Source organism: Streptomyces sp. ISL-43 (genome assembly GCF_018614195.1).
Lineage (GTDB): Bacteria > Actinomycetota > Actinomycetes > Streptomycetales > Streptomycetaceae > Streptomyces.
In genome coordinates this window covers 1-20495 of the sequence record NZ_JAGGOT010000044.1, presented here as the reverse complement: position 1 = coordinate 20495, position 20495 = coordinate 1, and the positions used below count along the sequence as shown (strand labels likewise).

Genomic DNA, 20495 nt, shown 5'->3' with positions numbered 1-20495 from the left:
GCACGACCGCCGGGCCGGGGCCCGGCGGTCAGCGCCTGCTGCGTACGAGGGTGAAGACCGCGCCCTCCGGGTCCGCCACCGTGGCCACCCGGCCGCTGAGGCCCTCGCGCGGCGGGGCGACGATCCGGCCGCCGAGCCGGTCGACCCGGGCGACGGCCGCGTCGGTGTCCTCGACCTCGAAGTACGTCATCCAGTGCGGCCCGCGGTCGTGGGGCAGGGCTCGGCCGACCCCGTGCACGGCGGCCACCGGCCGGCCCTGCAGGAACAGCGTGAGGTAGTCGAAGTCGTCGGAGGCGGCGGCGTGCGCGCGAGCCTCGTGGCCGAAGACGTGCTCGTAGAACTTGCCGACCGTCGAGGTGTCCTGCGTGACCAGCTCGTTCCACACCGGGACACCGGGAACCCCGGCCGGCCAGGTGCCGAGGTGGGCCGCCCCCTGCCAGATTCCGAAGATCGCGCCCAGCGGGTCCGAGCAGATCGCCACCCGCCCCGCGGGTCCGGCGTCCAGCGGCCCGACCGCGACCGTGCCCCCGCATGAGCGGATCGATTCGGCGGTCGCGTCGGCGTCGTCCGTGGCGAGGTACGTCGTCCAGGCGACCGGCAGGTGCCGGTCCGGCGGCAGCTCGCCGATGCCGCCCACCTCCCGCCCGTCGAGCAGGGCCCGGACGTACGGGCCCAGCTGCTCGGGGCCGGGCTCGTACTCCCAGCCGAACAGGTCGGCGTAGAACTCCTCGGTGGTCCCGAGGCTGTGCACCATCAGGCTCGCCCAGCACGGCGTGCCGGGCGTGCGCCGTGTTGCTTCCGGTGCCTCGGTCATCTCAGCCGTCTCCTCCGCGATCACGTCCGTCGGGCTTCCCGGAGTGATGCTTCCACTCCGAGGGGCCCGGCGCGCCCCGACCGGCCGGGTTTCGGGGCCCGCCGGGAGAGATGACCGAATCAGTGCGGCCCGTCGATGTCCGGCTTGTTACGCGGGGTGCGCGACGGGGAGCAAAATGGCCCGCATGACAGCGAACGCCACCCCCTTCCCGCTCCTCTCGGCAGCCGATCTGAAGACCGAGCTGGCCGAACCCCGGCCGCCGGTCCTCCTGGACATCCGCTGGCAGCTCGGCGGCCCGAACCAGCGGCCCGCGTACGAGGCGGGGCACCTGCCCGGCGCCGTCTACGTCGACCTCGACGCCGAACTGGCTGGCCCGGCGGGGTCAGGGGGGCGCCACCCGCTCCCGGATCCGGAGGCGTTCGGGGCGGTGATGCGCCGGGCCGGGGTCTCGGCGGGCGCGCCGGTGGTCGTGTACGACGGCGGCCAGGGCTGGGCGGCGGCGCGCGCGTGGTGGCTGTTGCGCTGGACGGGTCACACGGACGTGCGGGTCCTGGACGGGGGCCTGGCCGCGTGGGCCGCCGAGGACGGTCCCCTGACGACGGACGTCACCCCTGCGCCGGAGGGTGATTTCAAGCCAAATCCGGGTTCCATCGGGCTGTTGGACGCGGACGGGGCGGCGGCACTGGCCCGGACGGGGGTCCTGCTGGACGCGCGGGCGGGGGAGCGCTACCGGGGCGAGGTGGAACCGATCGACCGGGTCGGAGGCCACATCCCCGGGGCGGTGTCGGCGCCGACCACCGAGAACGTGGGTCCGGACGGACTGCTGCGGGCGCCGGACGCCCTGAGGGAGCGCTTCGCGGCACTGGGCGTGCGCGCGGACGGCCCGGCTCCGGTGGGCGTGTACTGCGGCTCCGGCGTCTCGGCGGCTCACGAGGTCCTGGCCCTCGCATCGGCGGGCATCCCGGCGGCCCTGTACGCGGGCAGCTGGTCGCAATGGTCCTCGGACCCGGCGCGCGAGGTGGCCGTCGGCGAGCTCCCGGGATAGCGGCCGGGGGCCGACCGCGCGGCGGTGTGACGCGTCGCGCGGTCGGCCCGGGCGCTACTCCTGCTTCTTGCGGCGGGTGCCGAAGACGATCTCGTCCCAGCTCGGTACCGCCGCGCGGCGGCCGGGGCGGACGCCGTCGGCTTCCGCCTGGCGGTCCGTCGTGCCCGTCAGACGGTCGCGGTGGCCCGCCACCGTACGGGGCATCAGGACGTCCGCGTACGCGGTACCCGCACCGGCCGAGGCTGACGCGGCCGGCGGCTCCTCCGCCTCCGGCTCCTCGACCGGCTCCGGGACCACCAGGTCGCCGCGGAAGCTCGGTACCGCCTCCAGCAGGCTCGTCAGGGTGTCCCGCTCTTCCTCGGGCTCCGGCGGCGGGGGCGGCGCGGGGGCCGTGTGGTGGGCCGTCCGCTCCAACTGCCGGTCGAGCGCGCGGTCCAGCGGCCGGTCGCGCGGCAGCCGCGCGATCCTCGGCACGAAGGGGAAACTCGGCTCCGGTGTCGCCGGCAGGTCGTCCGACTCGCCGATCAGGGAGCGGGCCTCGTCGTCCACGGCCACGACCAGCCGGCGCGGCGGGTCGTACGTCCAGCTCGCCGAGTGGGGTTCGCCCGCGACCCGGTAGACGAGGAGGACCTCCCAGGTGCCGTCGTCGCGGCGCCAGGAGTCCCACTGCACGGATTCCTTCTCGGCCCCGCGCAGCGTGAGCCGTTCCTGCACGGCCTCGCCGAGCTGGGGGCCGGTGTTCTCGCCGGGGCGGCGCACGGGGGTCTTGCGGGCCCGCTCCGCCATGAACGCGCGCTCGGCGAGCACGGGGCCCTCGAAGCGGCGTACGCGGTCGACGGGGATGCCGGCGAGCTGGGCGACCTCCTCAGCGGAGGCACCGGCTCGTATGCGGGCCTGGATGTCGCGGGGGCGGAGGTGGCTCTCCACCTCGATCTCGATCTGGTTCAAGCGCGCACGGTCATTGCGCACGGCAGCCCGTAGACGCTCGTCGATCGGAAGCGTGTACTCCGTGCTGTCCGCAGCCTTGAGCACCAGTCGTGTGCCGTCATTTGAGACGGCCACGACACGCAGTTCGGGCATGGGGACCTCCCGGGTGGTGCCTGCCGACGTCACGTGCGTCGCTGCTTCCGCTAGTCGAGTGTGGCCTGCCCGGGTGCAGCCTGCCACTACCTTGCCGAGTTAAACCGGCGTGTCGGGCATGCGCCCTTGATCGCTGTTATGGCACGGTTACCTGTTGGGCACGCACAGTGACCGAACGATTACTGTGCGCAGCAGGATCCGTGCAATACCGCGGCATCGCCGGTCTCGAGTGCCGTTTCTCCATCAGCCGGCCCCTCTCCCGGGTCCGGACATCCGCAAGGAAGGACGGCCCCAGGGCTCGCCACAGTACTCCATTCGGGCCACCTGGGTGGACCGCCGCGCCGCCGAACTTGTCTCGGACGGCGGGAGTTGGGCTGCCCTGGATCGGGTCCACATCGGGCCGGACCTGGGGGCGCGTCCGTTTTCGGGTGTCTTGCTTCACGGAATCTCCGGAAATGGAACTATCCGTTTCGCTCACGTGTCAGTAACTGAAGGAAGCGGAGAAGCGCGAGAGGCGGGACACACAGCGGATGGGGACGGGTCAGAAGGCGGCGTTGGACATCGGGACGGGTCCGGAGCCGGAACAGGAGCCGGGAAAGAAGCTCGATCTGAGTGCGGCTCAGGTCGCGGGATCCTCCCTCGCTACCGTCGCGGCGGCCCTGCTCGCCTCGAAGATGGGCGTCTACGGGACGATCCTCGGCGCCGGTGTGGTGAGCGTGGTCGCCACCGCGGGCGGGCCGGTCATCCAGCACTTCTTCCGGCGCACCGGCGACCAGCTGCGCGAGAGCGCCCGCCCGAGGGGCCGTCAGGTGCCGGTGGACGGAGGCGAGGAGCGGGCGCCCGACGGCACGATGATGCTGCGCCAGGCCGCGCCCCCGCTCCCGGCCGGACTCTCCGAGGAGTTCGGCGAGGCCACCGTGCACGGCAGCCGGGTGCGGGGCTGGAAGCGCACCGCCGTGGCCTCGGCCGCCGCCTTCGCCCTCGCGATCGGAGGGATCGCCGCCTACGAGGCGGTCTCCGGGAACGCCGTCAGCAGTGGGAACAAGACCGTCTGGGGCGGTACGGCCCAGAACGCCGGCAACGCCGAGCCGGAACCCGCGGACGAGTCCGGCACCGGCGACAAGGGCACGGACGGGACGAGCCCGGAGACCGGGAACTCCCCGAGCCCCTCGCACCCGAGCGGCAGCCCGGACCCCTCGCCCGACCCGGACTCCTCGCCGTCCCCGGACCCGACGCCGAGCCCGACCCCGCCGAAGCCGGACCCGACGCCGACGCCGACGCCGACGCCCCCGCAGTCCCCGACCCCGAGCACCGGCAAGGCCACTCCGGGCGGGGCGAGCGCGGGCACCGGCCGGGAGTCGCAGACCCCCTGAGGCGGCCTCAGTCCCACGGCTCGGTAGCCCCGGGGTCAGTCCCCGAGAACGCGCCGCAGATAGTCGTTGGCGAACACCCGCTCCGGGTCGAGCCGGTCCCGCAGCGCCGTGAACTCGCCGAAGCGCGGGTAGACCTGGGCGAAGTACTCGGCGTCGCGCGTGTGGACCTTGCCCCAGTGCGGCCGCCCGCCGTGCGCCGTGAAGATCCGCTCCGCGGCGGTGAAGTAGGCCTGGTACGGGGTGCCCTTGTACATGTGCACCGCGATGTACGCGGTTTCGCGACCCGAGGCCGTCGACAGGGTGATGTCGTCCGCCGGAGCCGTCCGCACCTCCACCGGGAAGCTGATCCGCAGGCCGGATCGGTCGACCATGGTCTTCAGTTCCCGCAGGGCCTCCACGACGCGCTCGCGCGGAAGGGCGTACTCCATCTCCACGAACCGGACCCGGCGCGGACTGGTGAACACCTTGTACGGGATGTCCGTGTAGGTCCGCGCAGACAGGGCGCGGCTGGCTATCCGGGCGATGGAGGGGATGGCCGAGGGGACCGCGCGGCCGAAGGAGTTGGCGGCCTGGAAGATCCCGTTGGACAGGAGTTCGTCCTCGATCCAGGCGGAGACCGCTCCGGGCGGGGCGGCCGGGCCCTGGCTGCGGTTGTTCCGCTTGGTGTTGCAGTTGCCGGTGTGCGGGAACCAGTAGAACTCGAAGTGCTCGTTCTCCGCGTGGTGCTCGTCGAACTCGGCGGTCACCCGGTCGAAGCTCATCGGTTCCTCGCGGGCGGTCAGGAAGAAGAGCGGCTCCACGGCGAAGGTGATCGCGGTGACGATGCCGAGCGCCCCGATGCCGAGCCGGGCCGCCGCGAAGACCTCCGGATTCTCCTTCTCGGAGCACGTGAGCAGCTGCCCGTCCGCGGTGACCAGCTCCAGGCCGCGGATCTGGGCGGCGATGGAGGCGGAGTCGCGGCCGGTGCCGTGGGTCCCGGTGCTGGTGGCGCCGGAGACCGTCTGCTCCATGATGTCGCCCATGTTCGCGAGCGACAGGCCCTCCTTGGCGAGGGCCAGGTTGAGGTCCTTGAGGACCGTGCCCGCCGCCACGGTCACGGTGCCGGCCTCCCGGTCGATCCCCTGGATCCCGGCCAGTGCCTGCGGGCGGATCAGTACGCCGTCGGTCGCGGCGGCCGAGGTGAAGGAGTGGCCGGTGCCGACCGCCTTCACCTTCAGCCCGTCCCCGGCGGCCCGGCGGACCGCCTCCTGGAGTTCCCCGACCGAGGCCGGGGCCACCACGCGCGCGGGCGTGGCACTGACGTTGCCCGCCCAGTTATGCCACGCGGCGGTCCGTGTCCCGCTCTTCCCTGCTGTCCCCGTCGTCGCCATGGCTAGAAGGCTCCTCCCCTTGCGCCGACCTCGTCAGCCGGCGATAACCCGCGAACGCCACCGCCGCCGCGGCGGTCCCCGCCGAGATGGAGACGACGTACCCGCTCCTCGCGCCGGCCGCGTCGATGACCCAGCCGGCCACGGAAGAGCCGAGCGCGACCCCGACCGCGAGGCCGGTGCTGATCCACGTCATGCCCTCGGTCAGCTTCGCGCGTGGTACATGCGCCTCGATCAGGGCCATCGTGGTGATCATCGTGGGAGCGATGGCGAGGCCCGAGACGAAGAGCGCCACGGCCAGAAACGGAAGGTTCCCGGCCAGTAGGAGGGGGATCATACTCACGGCCATCGCACAAATACCCAGTACCCACCTGGGTTCGGCCTTCCCCTTGAGGTGCAGGAGGCCGAAGACGATGCCCGCGAGGCAGGAGCCGACCGCCCAGACGGCGAGGATGAAGCTGGCCGCGGCCTTGTGGCCCTGCTCCTCGGCGAAGGCCAGGGTGACCACGTCGATGGAGCCGAAGATGGCCCCGGTGGCCACGAAGGTGGCCATCAGCACCTGGAGTCCGGGGGAGCGCAGGGCCGAGGTCCGGTCGGTGTCCTCGCCTCGCGGGTGCGGGGCCGGCTCGGTGGCGCGCTGCGCGGTCAGCCACCACACCCCCACCAGCAGGCAGACCCCGGCGACCAGCGGGCCGGCCTCGGGGAACCAGGTGGTGGAGAGTCCGATGGCGATGATCGGGCCGAAGATGAAGCAGACCTCGTCGAGGACGGACTCCAGGGAGTACGCCGTGTGCAGATCGCGCGGGGAGTCGCGGTAGATGGCCGTCCACCGGGCGCGGATCATCGAGCCCACGCTCGGCACGCAGCCGGCGAGCGCCGAGAAGAGGAACAGGGTCCAGTCGGGCGCGTTGTTGGCCGTGCAGAGCAGCATGCCGCAGACGGCGACGGCCGCGAGCAGGGTCGCCGGGCGCAGGACGCGCCGCTGGCCGTACTGGTCGACGAGGCGGGAGACCTGGGGGCCCATGACGGCGGCGGAGAGCGCGAGGGTGGCGGTGAGCGCGCCGGCCAGCGAGTACCGGCCGGTGAGCTCGGAGATCATCGTGAGGATGCCGACGCCGACCATGGACAGCGGCAGCCGGCCTATGAGGCCGGCCGCGCTGAACCCCCGGCTCCCGGGGGCGGCGAAGATCGCGCGGTAGGGACTGGGCAAGGTGCCCTCCGTAGGGGACGTCGATGGCCCATACAGGTTACGACCGCACACAGGGTGCCCGCATGGGGAAGGAGCAACAGGAAGTAAGGGTGACCTTACCTGTGAAGGGGTGGATTCGGACGCCGGGCCTGTTTCCCGCCCGACGGGGGCGGGTGGCAGGATTCGAGACATGTCTGACCAGCTCCGCGCCTCCGCCGCCGGCCCGGCCGAAGGCCCCGCCGCCCCCTACGACGCCCTCCTGCTGCTGTCCTTCGGCGGCCCCGAGGGGCCCGACGACGTCGTGCCGTTCCTGGAGAACGTCACGCGCGGGCGCGGCATCCCGCGCGAGCGGCTGAAGGAGGTCGGGCAGCACTACTTCGGCTTCGGCGGCGTCAGCCCGATCAACGGGCAGAACCGCGAGCTGCTGGACGCGCTGCGCAAGGACTTCGCGGAGCACGGGCTGGACCTGCCCGTCTACTGGGGCAACCGCAACTGGGCCCCGTACCTGAACGACGTGATGCGCGAGATGGCCGCCGACGGCCGCCGCCGCATCGCGGTGCTCGCGACCAGCGCCTACGCCTCGTACTCGGGCTGCCGCCAGTACCGCGAGAACCTCGCCGACGCGCTCGCCCTGCTCGTCGAGGAGGGCACGGCCGAGGCGGAGCTGCCGAAGGTCGACAAGCTGCGGCACTACTTCAACCACCCAGGCTTCGTCCAGCCCATGATCGACGGGGTGCTGGCGTCGCTGGAATCGCTGCCCGAGGAGGTGCGGGCCGGGGCGCGGCTGGCCTTCACGACCCACTCGATCCCGACCGCGGCCGCGGACGCCTCCGGCCCCGTCGCGGACCACACCGGGCACGGCGAGGGCGGGGCCTACGTCAAGCAGCACCTGGACGTCGCGAAGGTGATCGCCGACGCGGTCCGCGCGGAGACCGGCACCGAGCTGCCCTGGGAGCTCGTCTACCAGTCGCGCAGTGGCGCGCCGCACATCCCGTGGCTGGAGCCGGACATCTGCGACCACCTGGAGGCCCTGCGCGAGGCGGGCACCCCGGCGGTCGTCATGGTGCCGATCGGCTTCGTCTCGGACCACATGGAGGTGCTCTACGACCTCGACACGGAGGCGACGGCGAAGGCCGCCGAGCTGGGGCTGCCCGTCGCCCGCTCGGCGACGGTCGGAGCCGACCCCAGGTTCGCGGCGGCCGTACGGGACCTCCTGCTGGAGCGGGCCGCCGCGCAGCGGGGCGAGCCCGTGGAGCGCTGCGCGCTCGGCCTGCTCGGAGCCAGTCATGATCTGTGTGCCGTGGGCTGCTGCCCGGCACGGGGGCCCCGGCCGGCGGCCGCGGGTGTGGACAGTCCGTACGCGTAGGGAAGGGAACCGGCCGTGATCTCCGAAGTCCCCGAAGTCTCCGAAGAGCTGAAGACCGAACTGCTGGACGTGGCCCTGGAGGCCGCCCGGCGGGCGGGCGCCCTGCTGAGGGACGGCCGTCCGGCCGACCTGGCGGTCGCGGCGACCAAGTCGAGCCCGATCGACGTGGTGACCGAGATGGACATCGCGGCCGAGAAGCTGATCACCGGCATCCTCGGGGAGCGCCGGCCCGAGGACGGGCTGCTGGGCGAAGAGGGCTCCGACACGGCGGGGACCAGTGGCGTCCGGTGGGTGATCGACCCGCTGGACGGCACCGTGAACTATCTCTACGGGCTGCCCTCCTGGGGCGTGTCCATCGCTGCCGAGTACCGCGGGACGACCCTGGCCGGCGTCGTGGCCGCGCCGATGCGCGGGGAGACGTTCCACGCGGTGCTGGGGCGCGGGGCCTGGCTGGGCGACGTGCGGCTGGCCTGCCGGGCGGCCGCTCCGCTGGAGCAGGCTCTGATCAGTACCGGGTTCGCATACGTCCAGACCCGCAAGGACCACCAGGCCGAAGTGGCGCGGCGGATCATCCCGGTGGTCCGCGACATCCGGCGCGGCGGGTCGGCGGCGATCGACCTGTGCGACGTCGCGGCCGGGCGGCTCGACGGGTACTGGGAGCGCGGGCTGAACCCCTGGGACCTGGCGGCGGGCGACCTGATCGCCCGGGAGGCCGGTGCGCTGACCGGCGGCCGGCCGGGTGAGCCGGCCTCCGGCGAGCTCGCGCTGGCCGCGACCCCGGCGGTGTTCGCCTCGCTGCAGCCGCTGCTGGACGAGGCCGGGGCCTGGCACGACTGAGCACCCGGGCACGACTGAGCACCCGGGCACGACTGGGCAGCCGGGCGGGACTGGGCACCTGGGCACGACTGGGCAGCCGGGAGGGAATCGCGGCCGGACGCGGCCGGGCGGCCGCTCCGGGCAATGAGGGAACCCCGGCGGCCGCTCGGCGGCCTCCGGGGTCCGGGGGTGTGTGGGATCGGCGGGTGCGGGCGTCAGCAGGCGGAGACGGTGACCGGAACGCCGTGATCGGCTGCGATGCGCTGGAGGTCTTCCAGCTCCGCCTGTTCCACTTCCACGAGGAAGTCGTCGCCCGTCTCGCGAGCCTGCCTGAGGTCCGACTGCGTGCTCCTGATGCGCTGCAGGAGACCCGCGGTGAATGCGTCCATGGTGGGTTCGCCCCCTCTTCGTGGGTCGGCGGCGGCACGTGGCAGTCCGCCGTCAGGGAGTGTTCGGGGTGTGAAGTCGTCCTCCCCGCCGCCCTGGACCCAGAAACCTCTCAAGGCGAGGGAATCCTCACTTCCGCCCCTCGGGTACCCCCGTGTGGCGTCTTACAGCCGGTTTACGGCCGAAAGGGGCAGGATGGACGACGCACCACACGCCTGCCCTGACGGGCACTGAGGAAGGAAACGACGTGCGCGTACTCGTCGTCGAGGACGAGCAGCTGCTCGCCGATGCGGTGGCCACCGGACTGCGCCGGGAGGCCATGGCCGTGGACGTCGTGTACGACGGCGCCGCGGCCCTTGAGCGCGTCGGAGTGAACGACTACGACGTGGTCGTGCTCGACCGGGACCTCCCGCTCGTGCACGGCGACGACGTCTGCCGGAAGATCGTCGAGCTCGGCATGCCCACCCGCGTGCTCATGCTGACCGCGTCGGGCGACGTGAGCGACCGGGTCGAGGGCCTGGAGCTCGGGGCGGACGACTACCTGCCCAAGCCCTTCGCGTTCACCGAGCTGACCGCGAGGGTCCGGGCGCTCGGGCGCCGCACCACCGTCGCGCTGCCTCCCGTGCTGGAGCGCGCCGGGATCAAGCTGGACCCGAACCGGCGAGAGGTGTTCCGCGAGGGCAAGGAGGTGCAGCTGGCGCCGAAGGAGTTCGCGGTGCTGGAGGTCCTCATGCGCAGCGAGGGCACGGTCGTGTCCGCCGAGCAGCTCCTGGAGAAGGCGTGGGACGAGAACACCGACCCGTTCACCAACGTGGTGCGCGTGACGGTGATGACGCTGCGGCGCAAGCTCGGGGAACCGCCGGTCATCGTGACCGTCCCCGGTTCCGGCTACCGGATCTGACGCGGGTGGCAGCGACCCCGGTGCCACCATCGGCGCCACCGAAACCGACCTGGGACCCCGGCCAGCCCGAGGGTCCTTTCCCTTGGCTGCGGCCGACCATCCGCATACGCCTCACGCTGCTGTACGGCGGGATGTTCCTGATCGCGGGCATCCTGCTGCTGTCGATCATCTACCTGCTGGCGGCGCAGGCGCTGCGCGAGGGCAACGGACTGCCGTTCAAGATCGTCGGCGGGACCGACATCCAGGTCACCAGCACCTGCCCCGGCGTGGGCGGCAGGGGCCAGACCCACGACCAGTTCAACGCCGCGATCAACGCGTGCATCCTCGAACAGCGCAGGCACGCGCTGGACGACCTGCTGAGCCGGTCGCTGATGGCCCTGATGGGCCTCAGCATCATCGCCTTCGCCTTCGGCTACGCGATGGCCGGCCGGGTGCTCTCGCCGCTCGGCAAGATCACCCGGACGGCCCGCCGGGTGGTCGGCTCCGACCTGACCCGGCGGATCGAGCTCGACGGGCCGGACGACGAGCTCAAGGAGCTCGCCGACACCTTCGACGAGATGCTCGACCGGCTGGAGCGGGCCTTCACGGCCCAGCAGCGGTTCGTGGCCAACGCCTCGCACGAGCTGAGGACCCCGCTGGCCATCAACCGGACCCTGCTGGAGGTGCACCTCTCCGACCCCGGGGCGCCGGTGGAGCTCCAGCAGCTCGGCAAGACCCTGCTCGCCACCAACGAGCGCAGCGAACAGCTGGTCGAGGGCCTGCTGCTGCTGGCCCGCAGCGACAACCAGATCATCGAGCGAAAGCCCGTGGACCTGGCGGAGGTGGCCTCGCGCGCCATCGATCAGGCGCGCGGGGAGGCCCACGCCAAGGGCATCGAGATCCGCGGCGAGCGCGCGCTGGCCGTGGTCCAGGGCAACGGCGTGCTGCTGGAGCGGATCGCGCTCAACCTGGTGCAGAACGCCGTCCGCTACAACGTCCCGGAAGGCGGCTGGGTGGAGGTCACCACCGAGGCCGTGCACGGCCAGGCGGTGCTGCTGGTATCGAACACGGGTCCCGTGGTTCCCGCGTACGAGGTGGACAACCTCTTCGAGCCCTTCAGACGGCTGCGTACGGAGCGCACGGGCAGCGACAAGGGTGTGGGGCTAGGCCTCTCGATCGCGCGCTCTGTGGCGCGCGCACACGGCGGGAGGATCCAGGCGATCCCGCGCGAGGGCGGTGGCCTCGTGATGCGTGTCACTCTACCCTTGTGACGCCGGTCACTCCGTGTTCGCCGTCGGCTGAACGCTTGGGACGTGAAGGCAATGACTTCTGTGCGATCGATCACAGTGTCGAGTGTCCGTCCAGATGCGTTCAGTGACCTTAGGGGGGCCGGAAAGCCCGGGAAGTCCGGGTTTCCGGCCCCCCTAACGGCGGGAAATACATGGGGTGGCGTTTGTGCAAGGCGGCCCCCGGACCGTGTACGGTCCCGGTCGTCATCCCAGCCAATCGCTCCTTCTGATGTGCGGCTGGGTGTCGATTGAGTAACAGACCTTGATGTGAGGCAAAATCTCCGCCTCAGGTCGGGCACAAGTCCGGCCTCTCGCGCGTTACGTGCGCTGAGACACCCGCTAAATCCCAGAGGGGGAGAGCGAACAATGGCAACGGACTACGACACCCCGCGCAAGACCGACGACGACGTCGACAACGACAGCATCGAAGAGCTGAAGGCTCGTCGTAACGAGAAGTCGTCCTCGAATGTCGACCTGGACGAATTCGACTCGGCGGAGGGCCTTGAGCTCCCCGGCGCCGACCTCTCCAACGAGGAGCTGGCCGTCCGGGTCCTGCCCAAGCAGGCCGACGAGTTCACCTGCATGAGCTGCTTCCTGGTGCACCACCGCAGCCAGCTGGCACGCGAGAAGAACGGTCAGCCGATCTGTCGCGACTGCGACTGATAGGCGTCGGCCGTGACTGGCTCGACACCATTTCGGAAGCGCCGCTTCCGGAAACCTGGTGATCCGGCGGAGACGCGGGCGGGAACCAAGGACCTGGAAACGGCCCCTGGAGCCCCCGGCGTACCCGCCGTGCTCCCCGACACCGCCGAGGCGGTGCCGTCGGCCTCCGAGGCTGACGAGGGGTCCCGGAACAGCTCCGGGGTCCGTCGGCTGCAAGCCGTCAAGAACGGTGTGCGCAAGGGCGGCGAAAGTGCCAGGGCCGCCGCCCTTTACCTCACCGACCGAGTCATCGAGAACGCACTGCGCGTTCCGGTTCGGGACCTCGCGACCCTGCGCGCGCAGTTCCCGGGCCTCGGTCCCGATCAGCTCGCCGACAGGTTGATGGCGGGCGCCGCCATCGCGACCTCCACCGTCGGTGCCGGGATCGGTGCGGCGGCCATGCTGCCCGTGCCGCCCGCCATGCCGGCCGAGCTGGCAGCCGAGATCACCGCGGTCGCGGCCGTCGAGCTGAAGCTCATCGCCGAACTCCACGAGGTCTACGGCCTGCGCCCGCCCGGCAACCTCAAGGAACGCAGCTTCGCCTACCTCACGTCGTGGACGGAGGAGCGCGGGGTGGACCTGACCAAGCCGACGACGCTGAACGTCGCACTGGGCGGTCAGATGAAGCGCGAACTGCGCCAGCAGATCACGAAGCGGATGTTCCGCAACCTGCCGAACCTGATGCCGTTCATGGTCGGCGCGGCCGTCGGAGCGGTCATGAACCGCAGGGACACCCGCAGACTCGCCGAGAAGGTACGTACGGACCTGCGGGGCCGAGCCGTGCCCTGGGCGGCCCTGCGGCCGCTTCCGCCCCTTGAGCAGCCCGTCCAGGCCCTTCCCGGGGCCGCCGGAGCCGCCATCGAGGGTCTCGACCCGGATCTGCGCGCCTGAGGCCCGCCGCCCGGATCCCTCGCAGGGGTCAGGCCGCGGCCTGCGCCGCGCGGATGGCCGCCACCAGGGCCTGAGGCTCGCGGGTGGAGACGTAGACGTAGGGGGTCGGGTCCGCCGGGTCGGTGACCTCGACGCGCACCGCCGTCGGAACGTAGCTGCGCATCAGCATGAAGGCGCGCGTGTCGGCCTTGTACGTCCGCCAGGCGCGGGCCTCCTCGGCGTCCAGGATCTCCGGGTCGCCCAGGGCCGCCACGGGGATCCGGGCGTCCCCGGCGGCCAGCGCGCCGCCCACCACGCGCACGCGCTGGGATCCGTACGAACTCACCAGCAGCCCCGTCAGCGCGGTGCCCCCGACCAGCCCGGCCAGCAGCGGCAGCGTGCCCAGCGGCAGCAGCATCAGCGCGCACGCGAGACCGGTCAGCGCGGCGATGCCCCACCAGGAGCGGGGGGCGGTCAGGCGTTCGTCGTGGTGCGCGGGGGAGAGCTGCATGCGGCCAAGCCTGCCACGAGGCGACCGGTGGGTAGCCGCGCGGGTAAGGTCTGCGGCTGTGAGTGGACGAAACACAGCGTTGACGCCCCCGGCCGATGCCGCCCCGCCGGTCAGGCATCCCGACGCCCCGGCGCCCGGCGAGCTCCTCGGTGCGCACTACGAGCACTGTTTCGGCTGCGGGGACGGCCAGCCGCACGGGCTCCACCTGGCGGCCCGCGCGGGCGAGGGCGTGCGCGTCACCGCGGAGTTCACGGTCAAGCCCGCCCACCAGGGCGCCCCCGGCCTCGCCCACGGCGGCGTGCTCGCCACCGCGCTCGACGAGACCCTGGGCTCCCTGAACTGGCTGCTGCGCGTCATCGCCGTCACCGGCCGGCTGGAGACGGACTTCGTCCGGCCCGTGCCCGTGGACACCGTCCTGTACCTGGAGGCCGAGGTCACCGCCGTCGCCGGCCGGAAGATCTACTCCAGCGCGGTCGGTCGAATAGGTGGCCCGCAGGGGCCCGTCGCACTGCGCGCGGACGCCCTCTTCATCGAGGTGAAGGTCGACCACTTCATCGACAACGGACGGCCCGAGGAGATCCGGGCGGCGATGGCCGACCCGGACCAGGTCAGGCGCGCACGCGCCTTCGAGGTGAACCCCTGATGTCTGAGAACAACACCGGCGTGGACGTGGCCATCAGGCGCGTCGACCCGGAGGTGCCGATCCCCGCCTACGGGCACCCCGGCGACGCCGGCTGCGATCTGGTCACCACCGTGGCCGCCGAACTGGAGCCGGGCGAGCGCGCCGTACTGCCCACCGGGGTCTCCATCGCGCTGCCCGACGGGTACGCGGCGTTCGTGCACCCGCGCTCCGGCCTGGCCGCCCGCTGCGGGCTCGCGCTCGTGAATGCCCCGGGGACGGTGGATGCCGGGTACCGTGGGGAGATCAAGGTAATCGTGGTCAATCTCGACCCGCGCGAGAGCGTCAGGTTCGAGCGTTTCGACCGCATTGCCCAGCTGGTTGTCCAGCGGGTCGAGAAGGTGCGCTTCCATGAGGTGGCGGAACTTCCCGGCTCGGCGCGGGCCGAGGGGGGTTTCGGCTCCACCGGAGGTCATGCGGCCGTGGCCGGATCCGGCGCTGGTCAGCAGGGTGGGAATGGCTACGCTTCGGTCGTATCCGACCGGGAAGGACAGTGACGTGTTCGGACGTCGCAAGAAGAACGACTCCGTCAAGGACGGCGGCGCGGCCGAGCAGGTCGTCGACGGCGTCGGCGCCGATGAGCAGAACGGCGTGGAGGAGACCGACGAGGCCCGTCCGCGCAGGGTGAACCTGCCGCCGGCCCCGCGGCCCGACGGCCCCTGGGACGTCTCCGAGGTCCCCGGCAACCCCGAGGAGGGCCGGGTCGACCTCGGCGGCATCCTCGTACCGGGTGCCGAGGGCATGGAGCTGCGCGTCGAGGTCGCCGGTGACGCGATCGTCGCCGCGACCGTGGTGCTCGGGGACAGTGCCGTACAGCTGCAGGCCTTCGCCGCGCCGCGCAAGGAAGGCATCTGGGGCGAGGTCCGCGAGGAGATCGCCGACGGCATCACCAAGCAGGGCGGCATCATCGACGAGGTCGAGGGTCCGCTGGGCTGGGAGCTGCGCGCGCAGGTCCCCGTACCGCTTCCGGACGGGCAGACCGGCGCCCAGCTGGTCCGCTTCGTCGGTGTGGACGGGCCGCGCTGGTTCCTGCGCGGCGTCATCTCCGGCCAGGGCGCGGTGCGTCCCGAGTCGGCCGGCGTGCTGGAGCGGATCTTCCTGGACACCGTCGTGGTCCGCGGCGAGGGCCCGATGGCCCCGCGGGACCCGATCGTCCTGAAGCTGCCGAACGACGCGCAGATGGTGCCGGACGGCGTGCAGACCGAGGACCAGGAAGGCTCCCGCTTCGGCGGCGGCATGGGCCAGCTGGAACGCGGCCCGGAGATCACCGAGGTCCGCTGATCGCCAGGGCGCCGCACGAGGCGATCGTTTCCGGCCGTGGGCCGTACTCCTTCGGGGGTACGGCCCACGGCCGTACCCGCCGGGTGTCAGGGAACCGTCAGGGATCGGCTCGGACGCCGCGATCGGCGCGTGATCGGGGGAAATGTCCCCGAGAATGAGCGCATGGGACGCGGCAAGCTACGGATCTATCTCGGCTCGGCACCGGGCGTGGGCAAGACGTACGCCATGCTCTCGGAGGGCCACCGCCGGGTGGAGCGCGGCTCCGACTGCGTCGTCGGCTTCGTCGAGCACCACGGGCGGCCGCGCACCGAGGTCATGCTGCACGGCCTGGAACGGATCGAGCGCAAGGAGCTCTCCTACCGGGGCGCGGCCTTCACCGAGATGGACGTGGACGCGCTCCTCGCCCGCAGGCCGGCCATAGCGCTGGTCGACGAGCTGGCGCACACCAACGTGCCGGGCTCGCGCAACGCCAAGCGCTGGCAGGACGTGGAGTTGCTGCTGCGGGCCGGGATCGACGTGATCTCCACCGTGAACATCCAGCACCTGGAGTCGCTCGGCGACGTGGTGGAGTCGATCACGGGCGTGCGGCAGCGGGAGACCGTGCCGGACGAGGTGGTGCGCCGGGCCGACCAGATCGAGCTGGTCGACATGTCGCCGCAGGCGCTGCGGCGCCGGATGGCGCACGGCAACATCTACAAGTCGGACAAGGTCGACGCGGCCCTGTCCAACTACTTCCGCCCCGGCAACCTGACCGCGCTGCGCGAGCTCGCGCTGCTCTGGGTCGCCGACCGGGCCGACGAGTACCTCCAGCAGTACCGGGGCGAGCACAACATCCGCTCCACCTGGCAGGCGCGCGAGCGGATCGTCGTGGGGCTCACCGGCGGACCCGAGGGGCGCACCCTGATCCGGCGGGCGTCGCGGGTGGCGGCGAAGGGTTCCGGCAGCGAGATCCTGGCGGTGTACATCGCCCGCAGCGACGGGCTGACCGCGGCCTCCCCGAAGGAGCTCGCGGTCCAGCGGACACTGGTCGAGGACCTCGGAGGAACGTTTCACCACGTCATCGGTGACAACATCCCCGAGGCGCTGCTCGAATTCGCCCGCGGGGTCAACGCCACCCAGATCGTGCTCGGCTCCAGCCGCCGCCGCTCCTGGCGGTACGTCTTCGGCCCCGGGGTCGGGGCCACCGTGGCCCGCGACTCCGGACCCGACCTCGACGTGCACATCGTCACGCACGAGGAGGCCGCCAGAAGCCGCGGCCTGCCCGTGGTCCGCTCGGCGGCCCGGCTCGGACGGACCAGGATCGTGGCCGGCTGGGTGGCCGGGGTCGTCATGCCGCTGCTGCTCGCGGCGCTGCTCACGCACGTCGACAACGACCCCGGCATCGCCAACGAGATGCTGCTCTTCCTGGCCCTGACCGTGGCCGCCGCGCTGCTCGGCGGGCTCTTTCCGGCGCTGGCCTCCGCCGCCGTCGGCTCCCTGCTGCTGAACTACTACTTCGCCCCGCCCGTCCACCGCTTCACCGTCTCGGACCCCAAGAACATCGTCGCCATCGTGGTCTTCTTCGGCGTCGCGGGCTCCGTGGCCTCCGTCGTCGACGCCGCCGCCCGCCGCACCCACCAGGCCGCCCGGCTGCGCGCCGAGTCCGAGATCCTGTCCTTCCTCGCCGGGAGCGTGCTGCGCGGCGAGACCACCTTGAACGCGCTGCTGGAGCGGGTGCGCGAGACCTTCGCCATGGAATCGGTGGCGCTGCTGGAGCGCGAGAGCGACGTCGAACCCTGGCAGCCGGCCGGCAGCGTGGGCCCGAACCCGGTCGCCCGTCCCGAGGACGCCGACGTGGACATGCCGATCGGCGACCACATGGCGCTGGCCCTGTCCGGGCGGGTGCTGCCCGCCGCGGACCGGCGCGTGCTCGGCGCCTTCGCCGCCCAGGCCGCCGTGGTGCTCGACCGGCAGCGCCTGGTCGGGGAGGCCGAGGAGGCCCGGCGGATGGCCGAGGGCAACCGGATCCGGACCGCGCTGCTGGCCGCCGTCAGCCATGACCTCCGTACGCCGCTGGCCTCCATCAAGGCCTCCGTCAGCTCCCTGCGCTCCGATGACGTGGAATGGTCCGAGGAGGACCGCGCCGAGCTCCTGGAGGGCATCGAGCACGGCGCCGACCGGCTCGACCACCTCGTGGGCAACCTGCTCGACATGTCGAGGCTCCAGACCGGCACCGTCACCCCGCTCATCCGCGAGATCGACCTCGACGAGGTGGTCCCGATGGCGCTGGGCGGCGTACCCGAGGACAGCGTCCTGCTGGACGTCCCGGAGACCCTGCCCATGGTGGCGGTGGACCCCGGGCTGCTGGAGCGGACCGTGGCCAACGTCGTCGAGAACGCCGTCAAGTACAGCCCGGCGGGGGAGCAGGTGCTGGTGGCGGCCAGCTTCCTCGGCGACCGGGTCGAGGTGCGGGTCGTCGACCGAGGGCCGGGCGTGCCCGACGAGGCCAAGGAGCGGATCTTCGCCCCCTTCCAGCGGCACGGGGACGCCCCGCGCGGGGCCGGCGTGGGCCTCGGCCTCGCGGTCGCGCGCGGTTTCGCCGAGGCCATGGACGGCACCCTGGCCGCCGAGGACACCCCCGGCGGCGGGCTGACCATGGTGCTCACCCTGCGAGCGGTCACCGGCGGGGTCCCGCGGGGCCACGTGAGCGTGGACGGCGAGGGCCGCAGCGCACGCGGCGGGGCCGACCGGCGGGATGGGCCCGACGGGCACCCCATGGATTTCGATCTTGATTCGATACGACAGAAGGCAGGCCCTCAATGACCCGGGTGCTCGTGGTGGACGACGAACCCCAGATCGTCCGAGCCCTCGTGATCAACCTGAAGGCACGCAAGTACGAGGTCGACGCGGCCGCCGACGGGGCGAGCGCCCTGGAACTGGCGGCCGCCCGCCACCCCGACGTGGTCGTCCTCGACCTGGGCCTGCCCGACATGGACGGCGTGGAGGTGATCAAGGGGCTGCGCGGCTGGACCCGCGTCCCGATCCTCGTCCTCTCCGCCCGGCACAGCTCCGACGAGAAGGTCGAGGCCCTGGACGCGGGCGCCGACGACTACGTCACCAAGCCCTTCGGCATGGACGAGCTCCTGGCCAGGCTCCGCGCCGCCGTCCGGCGGGCGGAACCGGCCGCCGGGTCCGGCGAGGACGAGGTGATCGTCGAGACCGACGGCTTCACGGTGGACCTCGCGGCGAAGAAGGCGGTGCGCGAGGGCCGCGACGTGCGCCTCACGCCCACCGAGTGGCACCTGCTGGAGGTACTGGTCCGCAACCGGGGCAAGCTGGTCGGCCAGAAGCAGCTGCTCCAGGAGGTCTGGGGGCCGTCGTACGGGACCGAGACCAACTACCTGCGGGTCTACATGGCGCAGCTGCGCCGCAAACTGGAGGGGGACCCCTCGCACCCGAGGCACTTCATCACCGAACCGGGCATGGGATACCGCTTCGAGAGGTAGTGGGCGCGCCGGTACGCTTCCTGTATGAGTGCTGAACCGCGTCCCGAGAAGCCGGCGAAGCCGGCGAAGCCCGCCAGGCCGGCGGGTCGGTTCCGCCGGATGATAGAGCGGCTGTCCACCTCGCAGGAGGACCTGCATTCCGCGGAACTGCAGGAGGACGCAGAAGCCGCGGGGTGCACGCGGATCTGCGACTGCCACGACCGTCAGATAGTCAAGGTGACCGGGACCCTGCGTACCGTCACGCTGCGGCCGCGGGCGGGTGTACCCGCCCTGGAAGCGGAGCTGTTCGACGGCTCCGCCGCGCTGGACGTCGTATGGCTCGGTCGTCGCTCGATCGTGGGAATCGAACCAGGCCGTCGCATGATCGCCTCCGGGCGGATCTCGATGAGCCACGGCCGTCGGGTGCTTTTCAACCCGAAGTACGAACTCCGACCGCTCGGACAGGAGCACTGACGGTGACGTCACTCGACAAACCGAACTCGCCCGGAACGGACCCCCGCACCGATTCCGGTACGGATCCCGCCGCGGATCAGGCGGCCGTGACGCAGGCCGCGCTCTTCGACGCCTTCGGCGGCATCCGCGGCACCGTGGAGACGATGCTCCCCGGGCTGCTCTTCGTCATGATCTACACGATCAACAAGGACGTGAAGCTCTCGGCGATCGCGGCGGGCGCGGTCGCGGTCCTGCTGGTGATCGTGCGGCTGCTGCGCAAGGACACGGTGAAGCACGCCTTCAGCGGCGTCTTCGGCGTGGGCGTCGGCGTCGCCTTCGCGCTCTTCACCGGCAGCCCGAAGGGCTTCTATCTGCCAGGCATGATCTACGGGGCCGGTCTGGGCGTGGCCTTCACGCTCTCGGCGCTGGTGGGCTTCCCGCTGCTGGGCGTGATCCTGGGGCCGGTTTTCAAGGAGAACCTGTCCTGGCGCACGCGCAACCCGGGGCGCAAGAAGGCCTACACCAAGGCCAGCCTGGCCTGGGGCCTCATCTTCCTCGCGAAGTACGCGATCCTCTTCCCGCTGTACTGGTGGGGCGACGCGACGCAGCTGGGCTGGGTGCTGATCGGGCTGAAGCTGCCGCCGATGGTGCTGGCGGTGTACTTCACGTGGGTCTTCCTGGCGAAGGCGCCGCCGCCGATCGACGTGATCGCGGAGTGGGAGGCCGCGGAGGCGGCGGAGAAGGCCGCGAAGGCGGCCGCGAAGGGCCAGGGGGCCTGACCCGTACACCGCGTGCGCGGCCCGACCGGCCCCGTCGGCGTTTGAGGCGCGGGTCCGGGGCGGAGCCCCAGGGCCGACCGGGCGCGTGGCCTCGTAGGCCTCGGGTGCACGAAGGGGCGGCTGACCAGGACTTGGGTTCTAGGAGTCGTT

Annotated in this window: 21 protein-coding genes; 15 read left to right on the top strand and 6 right to left on the bottom strand. The window is 72.0% G+C overall.

Features of this window, described 5'->3' with window-relative positions; translation table 11 throughout:
- Positions 1-28: 28 nt before the first annotated feature.
- On the bottom strand, positions 29-814 hold the full coding sequence (locus tag J7F03_RS24980; protein WP_214953144.1) for a VOC family protein: 786 nt from the start codon (positions 812-814) through the stop codon (positions 29-31).
- Between the two features lie 184 nt (positions 815-998).
- Between J7F03_RS24980 and J7F03_RS24975 the strand changes: the two genes are divergently transcribed.
- Complete coding sequence (locus J7F03_RS24975; RefSeq protein ID WP_214953142.1) at positions 999-1859, top strand: sulfurtransferase; 861 nt, start codon at positions 999-1001, stop codon at positions 1857-1859.
- Between the two features lie 54 nt (positions 1860-1913).
- Here J7F03_RS24975 and sepH read toward each other — a convergent pair whose 3' ends face one another.
- The gene (gene sepH, locus J7F03_RS24970) at positions 1914-2939 is read right to left on the bottom strand and encodes a septation protein SepH (RefSeq protein WP_214953140.1); all 1026 of its coding nucleotides are present in this window, start codon (positions 2937-2939) and stop codon (positions 1914-1916) included.
- A 530-nt stretch (positions 2940-3469) separates the two neighbouring features.
- Between sepH and J7F03_RS24965 the strand changes: the two genes are divergently transcribed.
- The gene (locus tag J7F03_RS24965; protein WP_214953138.1) at positions 3470-4312 is read left to right on the top strand and encodes a hypothetical protein; all 843 of its coding nucleotides are present in this window, start codon (positions 3470-3472) and stop codon (positions 4310-4312) included.
- Positions 4313-4347: 35 nt separating this feature from the next.
- Here J7F03_RS24965 and J7F03_RS24960 read toward each other — a convergent pair whose 3' ends face one another.
- Both J7F03_RS24960 and J7F03_RS24955 read right to left on the bottom strand, forming a co-directional pair.
- Positions 4348-5682: a D-arabinono-1,4-lactone oxidase gene (locus J7F03_RS24960; RefSeq protein WP_214953135.1), complete on the bottom strand. Its 1335-nt coding sequence runs from the start codon at positions 5680-5682 to the stop codon at positions 4348-4350.
- A complete protein-coding gene (locus tag J7F03_RS24955) occupies positions 5627-6889 on the bottom strand; it encodes an MFS transporter (RefSeq protein WP_214953133.1) in 1263 nt (420 codons plus the stop codon). Before J7F03_RS24955 ends, J7F03_RS24960 begins: the two co-directional genes overlap by 56 nt.
- A gap of 169 nt (positions 6890-7058) precedes the next feature.
- Between J7F03_RS24955 and J7F03_RS24950 the strand changes: the two genes are divergently transcribed.
- Together J7F03_RS24950 and J7F03_RS24945 are read left to right on the top strand one after the other, a co-directional pair.
- Positions 7059-8234, top strand: a complete 1176-nt coding sequence (locus tag J7F03_RS24950; RefSeq protein ID WP_214953131.1) for a ferrochelatase — start codon at positions 7059-7061, stop codon at positions 8232-8234.
- Between the two features lie 18 nt (positions 8235-8252).
- Complete coding sequence (locus tag J7F03_RS24945) at positions 8253-9071, top strand: inositol monophosphatase family protein (RefSeq protein ID WP_214953284.1); 819 nt, start codon at positions 8253-8255, stop codon at positions 9069-9071.
- Positions 9072-9265: 194 nt separating this feature from the next.
- Here the strand turns inward: J7F03_RS24945 and J7F03_RS24940 are convergent, their stop codons facing one another.
- Complete coding sequence (locus J7F03_RS24940; protein WP_204357838.1) at positions 9266-9439, bottom strand: hypothetical protein; 174 nt, start codon at positions 9437-9439, stop codon at positions 9266-9268.
- Positions 9440-9684: 245 nt separating this feature from the next.
- Between J7F03_RS24940 and J7F03_RS24935 the strand changes: the two genes are divergently transcribed.
- From J7F03_RS24935 to J7F03_RS24920, 4 genes are all read left to right on the top strand, one after another.
- Positions 9685-10338 carry a response regulator transcription factor gene (locus tag J7F03_RS24935; protein WP_030008767.1) on the top strand — a complete coding sequence of 218 codons (654 nt, stop codon included), beginning with the start codon at positions 9685-9687 and terminating at the stop codon, positions 10336-10338.
- A gap of 5 nt (positions 10339-10343) precedes the next feature.
- Complete coding sequence (locus J7F03_RS24930; RefSeq protein WP_214953129.1) at positions 10344-11588, top strand: HAMP domain-containing sensor histidine kinase; 1245 nt, start codon at positions 10344-10346, stop codon at positions 11586-11588.
- Positions 11589-11972: 384 nt separating this feature from the next.
- The gene (locus J7F03_RS24925; RefSeq protein WP_214953127.1) at positions 11973-12269 is read left to right on the top strand and encodes a DUF4193 domain-containing protein; all 297 of its coding nucleotides are present in this window, start codon (positions 11973-11975) and stop codon (positions 12267-12269) included.
- Between the two features lie 12 nt (positions 12270-12281).
- On the top strand, positions 12282-13199 hold the full coding sequence (locus J7F03_RS24920; RefSeq protein ID WP_214953125.1) for an EcsC family protein: 918 nt from the start codon (positions 12282-12284) through the stop codon (positions 13197-13199).
- Positions 13200-13227: 28 nt separating this feature from the next.
- On the opposite strand, the gene J7F03_RS24915 is transcribed toward J7F03_RS24920, so the two are convergent.
- Complete coding sequence (locus tag J7F03_RS24915; protein ID WP_214953123.1) at positions 13228-13689, bottom strand: DUF3093 domain-containing protein; 462 nt, start codon at positions 13687-13689, stop codon at positions 13228-13230.
- 58 nt (positions 13690-13747) lie between these two features.
- Between J7F03_RS24915 and J7F03_RS24910 the strand changes: the two genes are divergently transcribed.
- The 7 genes from J7F03_RS24910 to J7F03_RS24880 all read left to right on the top strand — a co-directional run bounded on the left by J7F03_RS24910 (position 13748) and on the right by J7F03_RS24880 (position 20345).
- A complete protein-coding gene (locus tag J7F03_RS24910; RefSeq protein ID WP_214953121.1) occupies positions 13748-14332 on the top strand; it encodes a PaaI family thioesterase in 585 nt (194 codons plus the stop codon).
- Positions 14332-14865 (top strand): dUTP diphosphatase, encoded by a 534-nt coding sequence (gene dut / locus J7F03_RS24905; protein WP_214953119.1) that lies wholly within the window; start codon positions 14332-14334, stop codon positions 14863-14865. Before J7F03_RS24910 ends, dut begins: the two co-directional genes overlap by 1 nt.
- 1 nt (position 14866) lies before the next feature.
- On the top strand, positions 14867-15649 hold the full coding sequence (locus tag J7F03_RS24900; RefSeq protein WP_214953117.1) for a DUF3710 domain-containing protein: 783 nt from the start codon (positions 14867-14869) through the stop codon (positions 15647-15649).
- Between the two features lie 162 nt (positions 15650-15811).
- Positions 15812-18451 carry a sensor histidine kinase KdpD gene (locus J7F03_RS24895; protein WP_214953115.1) on the top strand — a complete coding sequence of 880 codons (2640 nt, stop codon included), beginning with the start codon at positions 15812-15814 and terminating at the stop codon, positions 18449-18451.
- On the top strand, positions 18448-19134 hold the full coding sequence (locus J7F03_RS24890; RefSeq protein WP_214953112.1) for a response regulator: 687 nt from the start codon (positions 18448-18450) through the stop codon (positions 19132-19134). Before J7F03_RS24895 ends, J7F03_RS24890 begins: the two co-directional genes overlap by 4 nt.
- Positions 19135-19158: 24 nt before the next feature.
- Complete coding sequence (locus J7F03_RS24885) at positions 19159-19587, top strand: OB-fold nucleic acid binding domain-containing protein (RefSeq protein ID WP_214953110.1); 429 nt, start codon at positions 19159-19161, stop codon at positions 19585-19587.
- A gap of 2 nt (positions 19588-19589) precedes the next feature.
- Positions 19590-20345 (top strand): DUF3159 domain-containing protein, encoded by a 756-nt coding sequence (locus J7F03_RS24880; protein ID WP_214953108.1) that lies wholly within the window; start codon positions 19590-19592, stop codon positions 20343-20345.
- Positions 20346-20495: the final 150 nt, after the last annotated feature.

Excerpts from the sequence above, each read along its gene's own strand:
- J7F03_RS24975 (WP_214953142.1), top strand. The coding sequence starts at position 999 with ATGACAGCGAACGCCACCCCCTTCCCGCTCCTCTCGGCAGCCGATCTG.
- J7F03_RS24925 (WP_214953127.1), top strand. The coding sequence starts at position 11,973 with ATGGCAACGGACTACGACACCCCGCGCAAGACCGACGACGACGTCGAC.
- sepH (WP_214953140.1), bottom strand. The coding sequence starts at position 2,939 with ATGCCCGAACTGCGTGTCGTGGCCGTCTCAAATGACGGCACACGACTG.
- J7F03_RS24960 (WP_214953135.1), bottom strand. The coding sequence starts at position 5,682 with ATGGCGACGACGGGGACAGCAGGGAAGAGCGGGACACGGACCGCCGCG.
- J7F03_RS24980 (WP_214953144.1), bottom strand. The coding sequence starts at position 814 with ATGACCGAGGCACCGGAAGCAACACGGCGCACGCCCGGCACGCCGTGC.
- J7F03_RS24915 (WP_214953123.1), bottom strand. The coding sequence starts at position 13,689 with ATGCAGCTCTCCCCCGCGCACCACGACGAACGCCTGACCGCCCCCCGC.
- J7F03_RS24950 (WP_214953131.1), top strand. The coding sequence starts at position 7,059 with ATGTCTGACCAGCTCCGCGCCTCCGCCGCCGGCCCGGCCGAAGGCCCC.
- J7F03_RS24890 (WP_214953112.1), top strand. The coding sequence starts at position 18,448 with ATGACCCGGGTGCTCGTGGTGGACGACGAACCCCAGATCGTCCGAGCC.
- dut (WP_214953119.1), top strand. The coding sequence starts at position 14,332 with ATGTCTGAGAACAACACCGGCGTGGACGTGGCCATCAGGCGCGTCGAC.
- J7F03_RS24965 (WP_214953138.1), top strand. The coding sequence starts at position 3,470 with ATGGGGACGGGTCAGAAGGCGGCGTTGGACATCGGGACGGGTCCGGAG.
- J7F03_RS24940 (WP_204357838.1), bottom strand. The coding sequence starts at position 9,439 with ATGGACGCATTCACCGCGGGTCTCCTGCAGCGCATCAGGAGCACGCAG.
- J7F03_RS24895 (WP_214953115.1), top strand. The coding sequence starts at position 15,812 with ATGGGACGCGGCAAGCTACGGATCTATCTCGGCTCGGCACCGGGCGTG.
- J7F03_RS24885 (WP_214953110.1), top strand. The coding sequence starts at position 19,159 with ATGAGTGCTGAACCGCGTCCCGAGAAGCCGGCGAAGCCGGCGAAGCCC.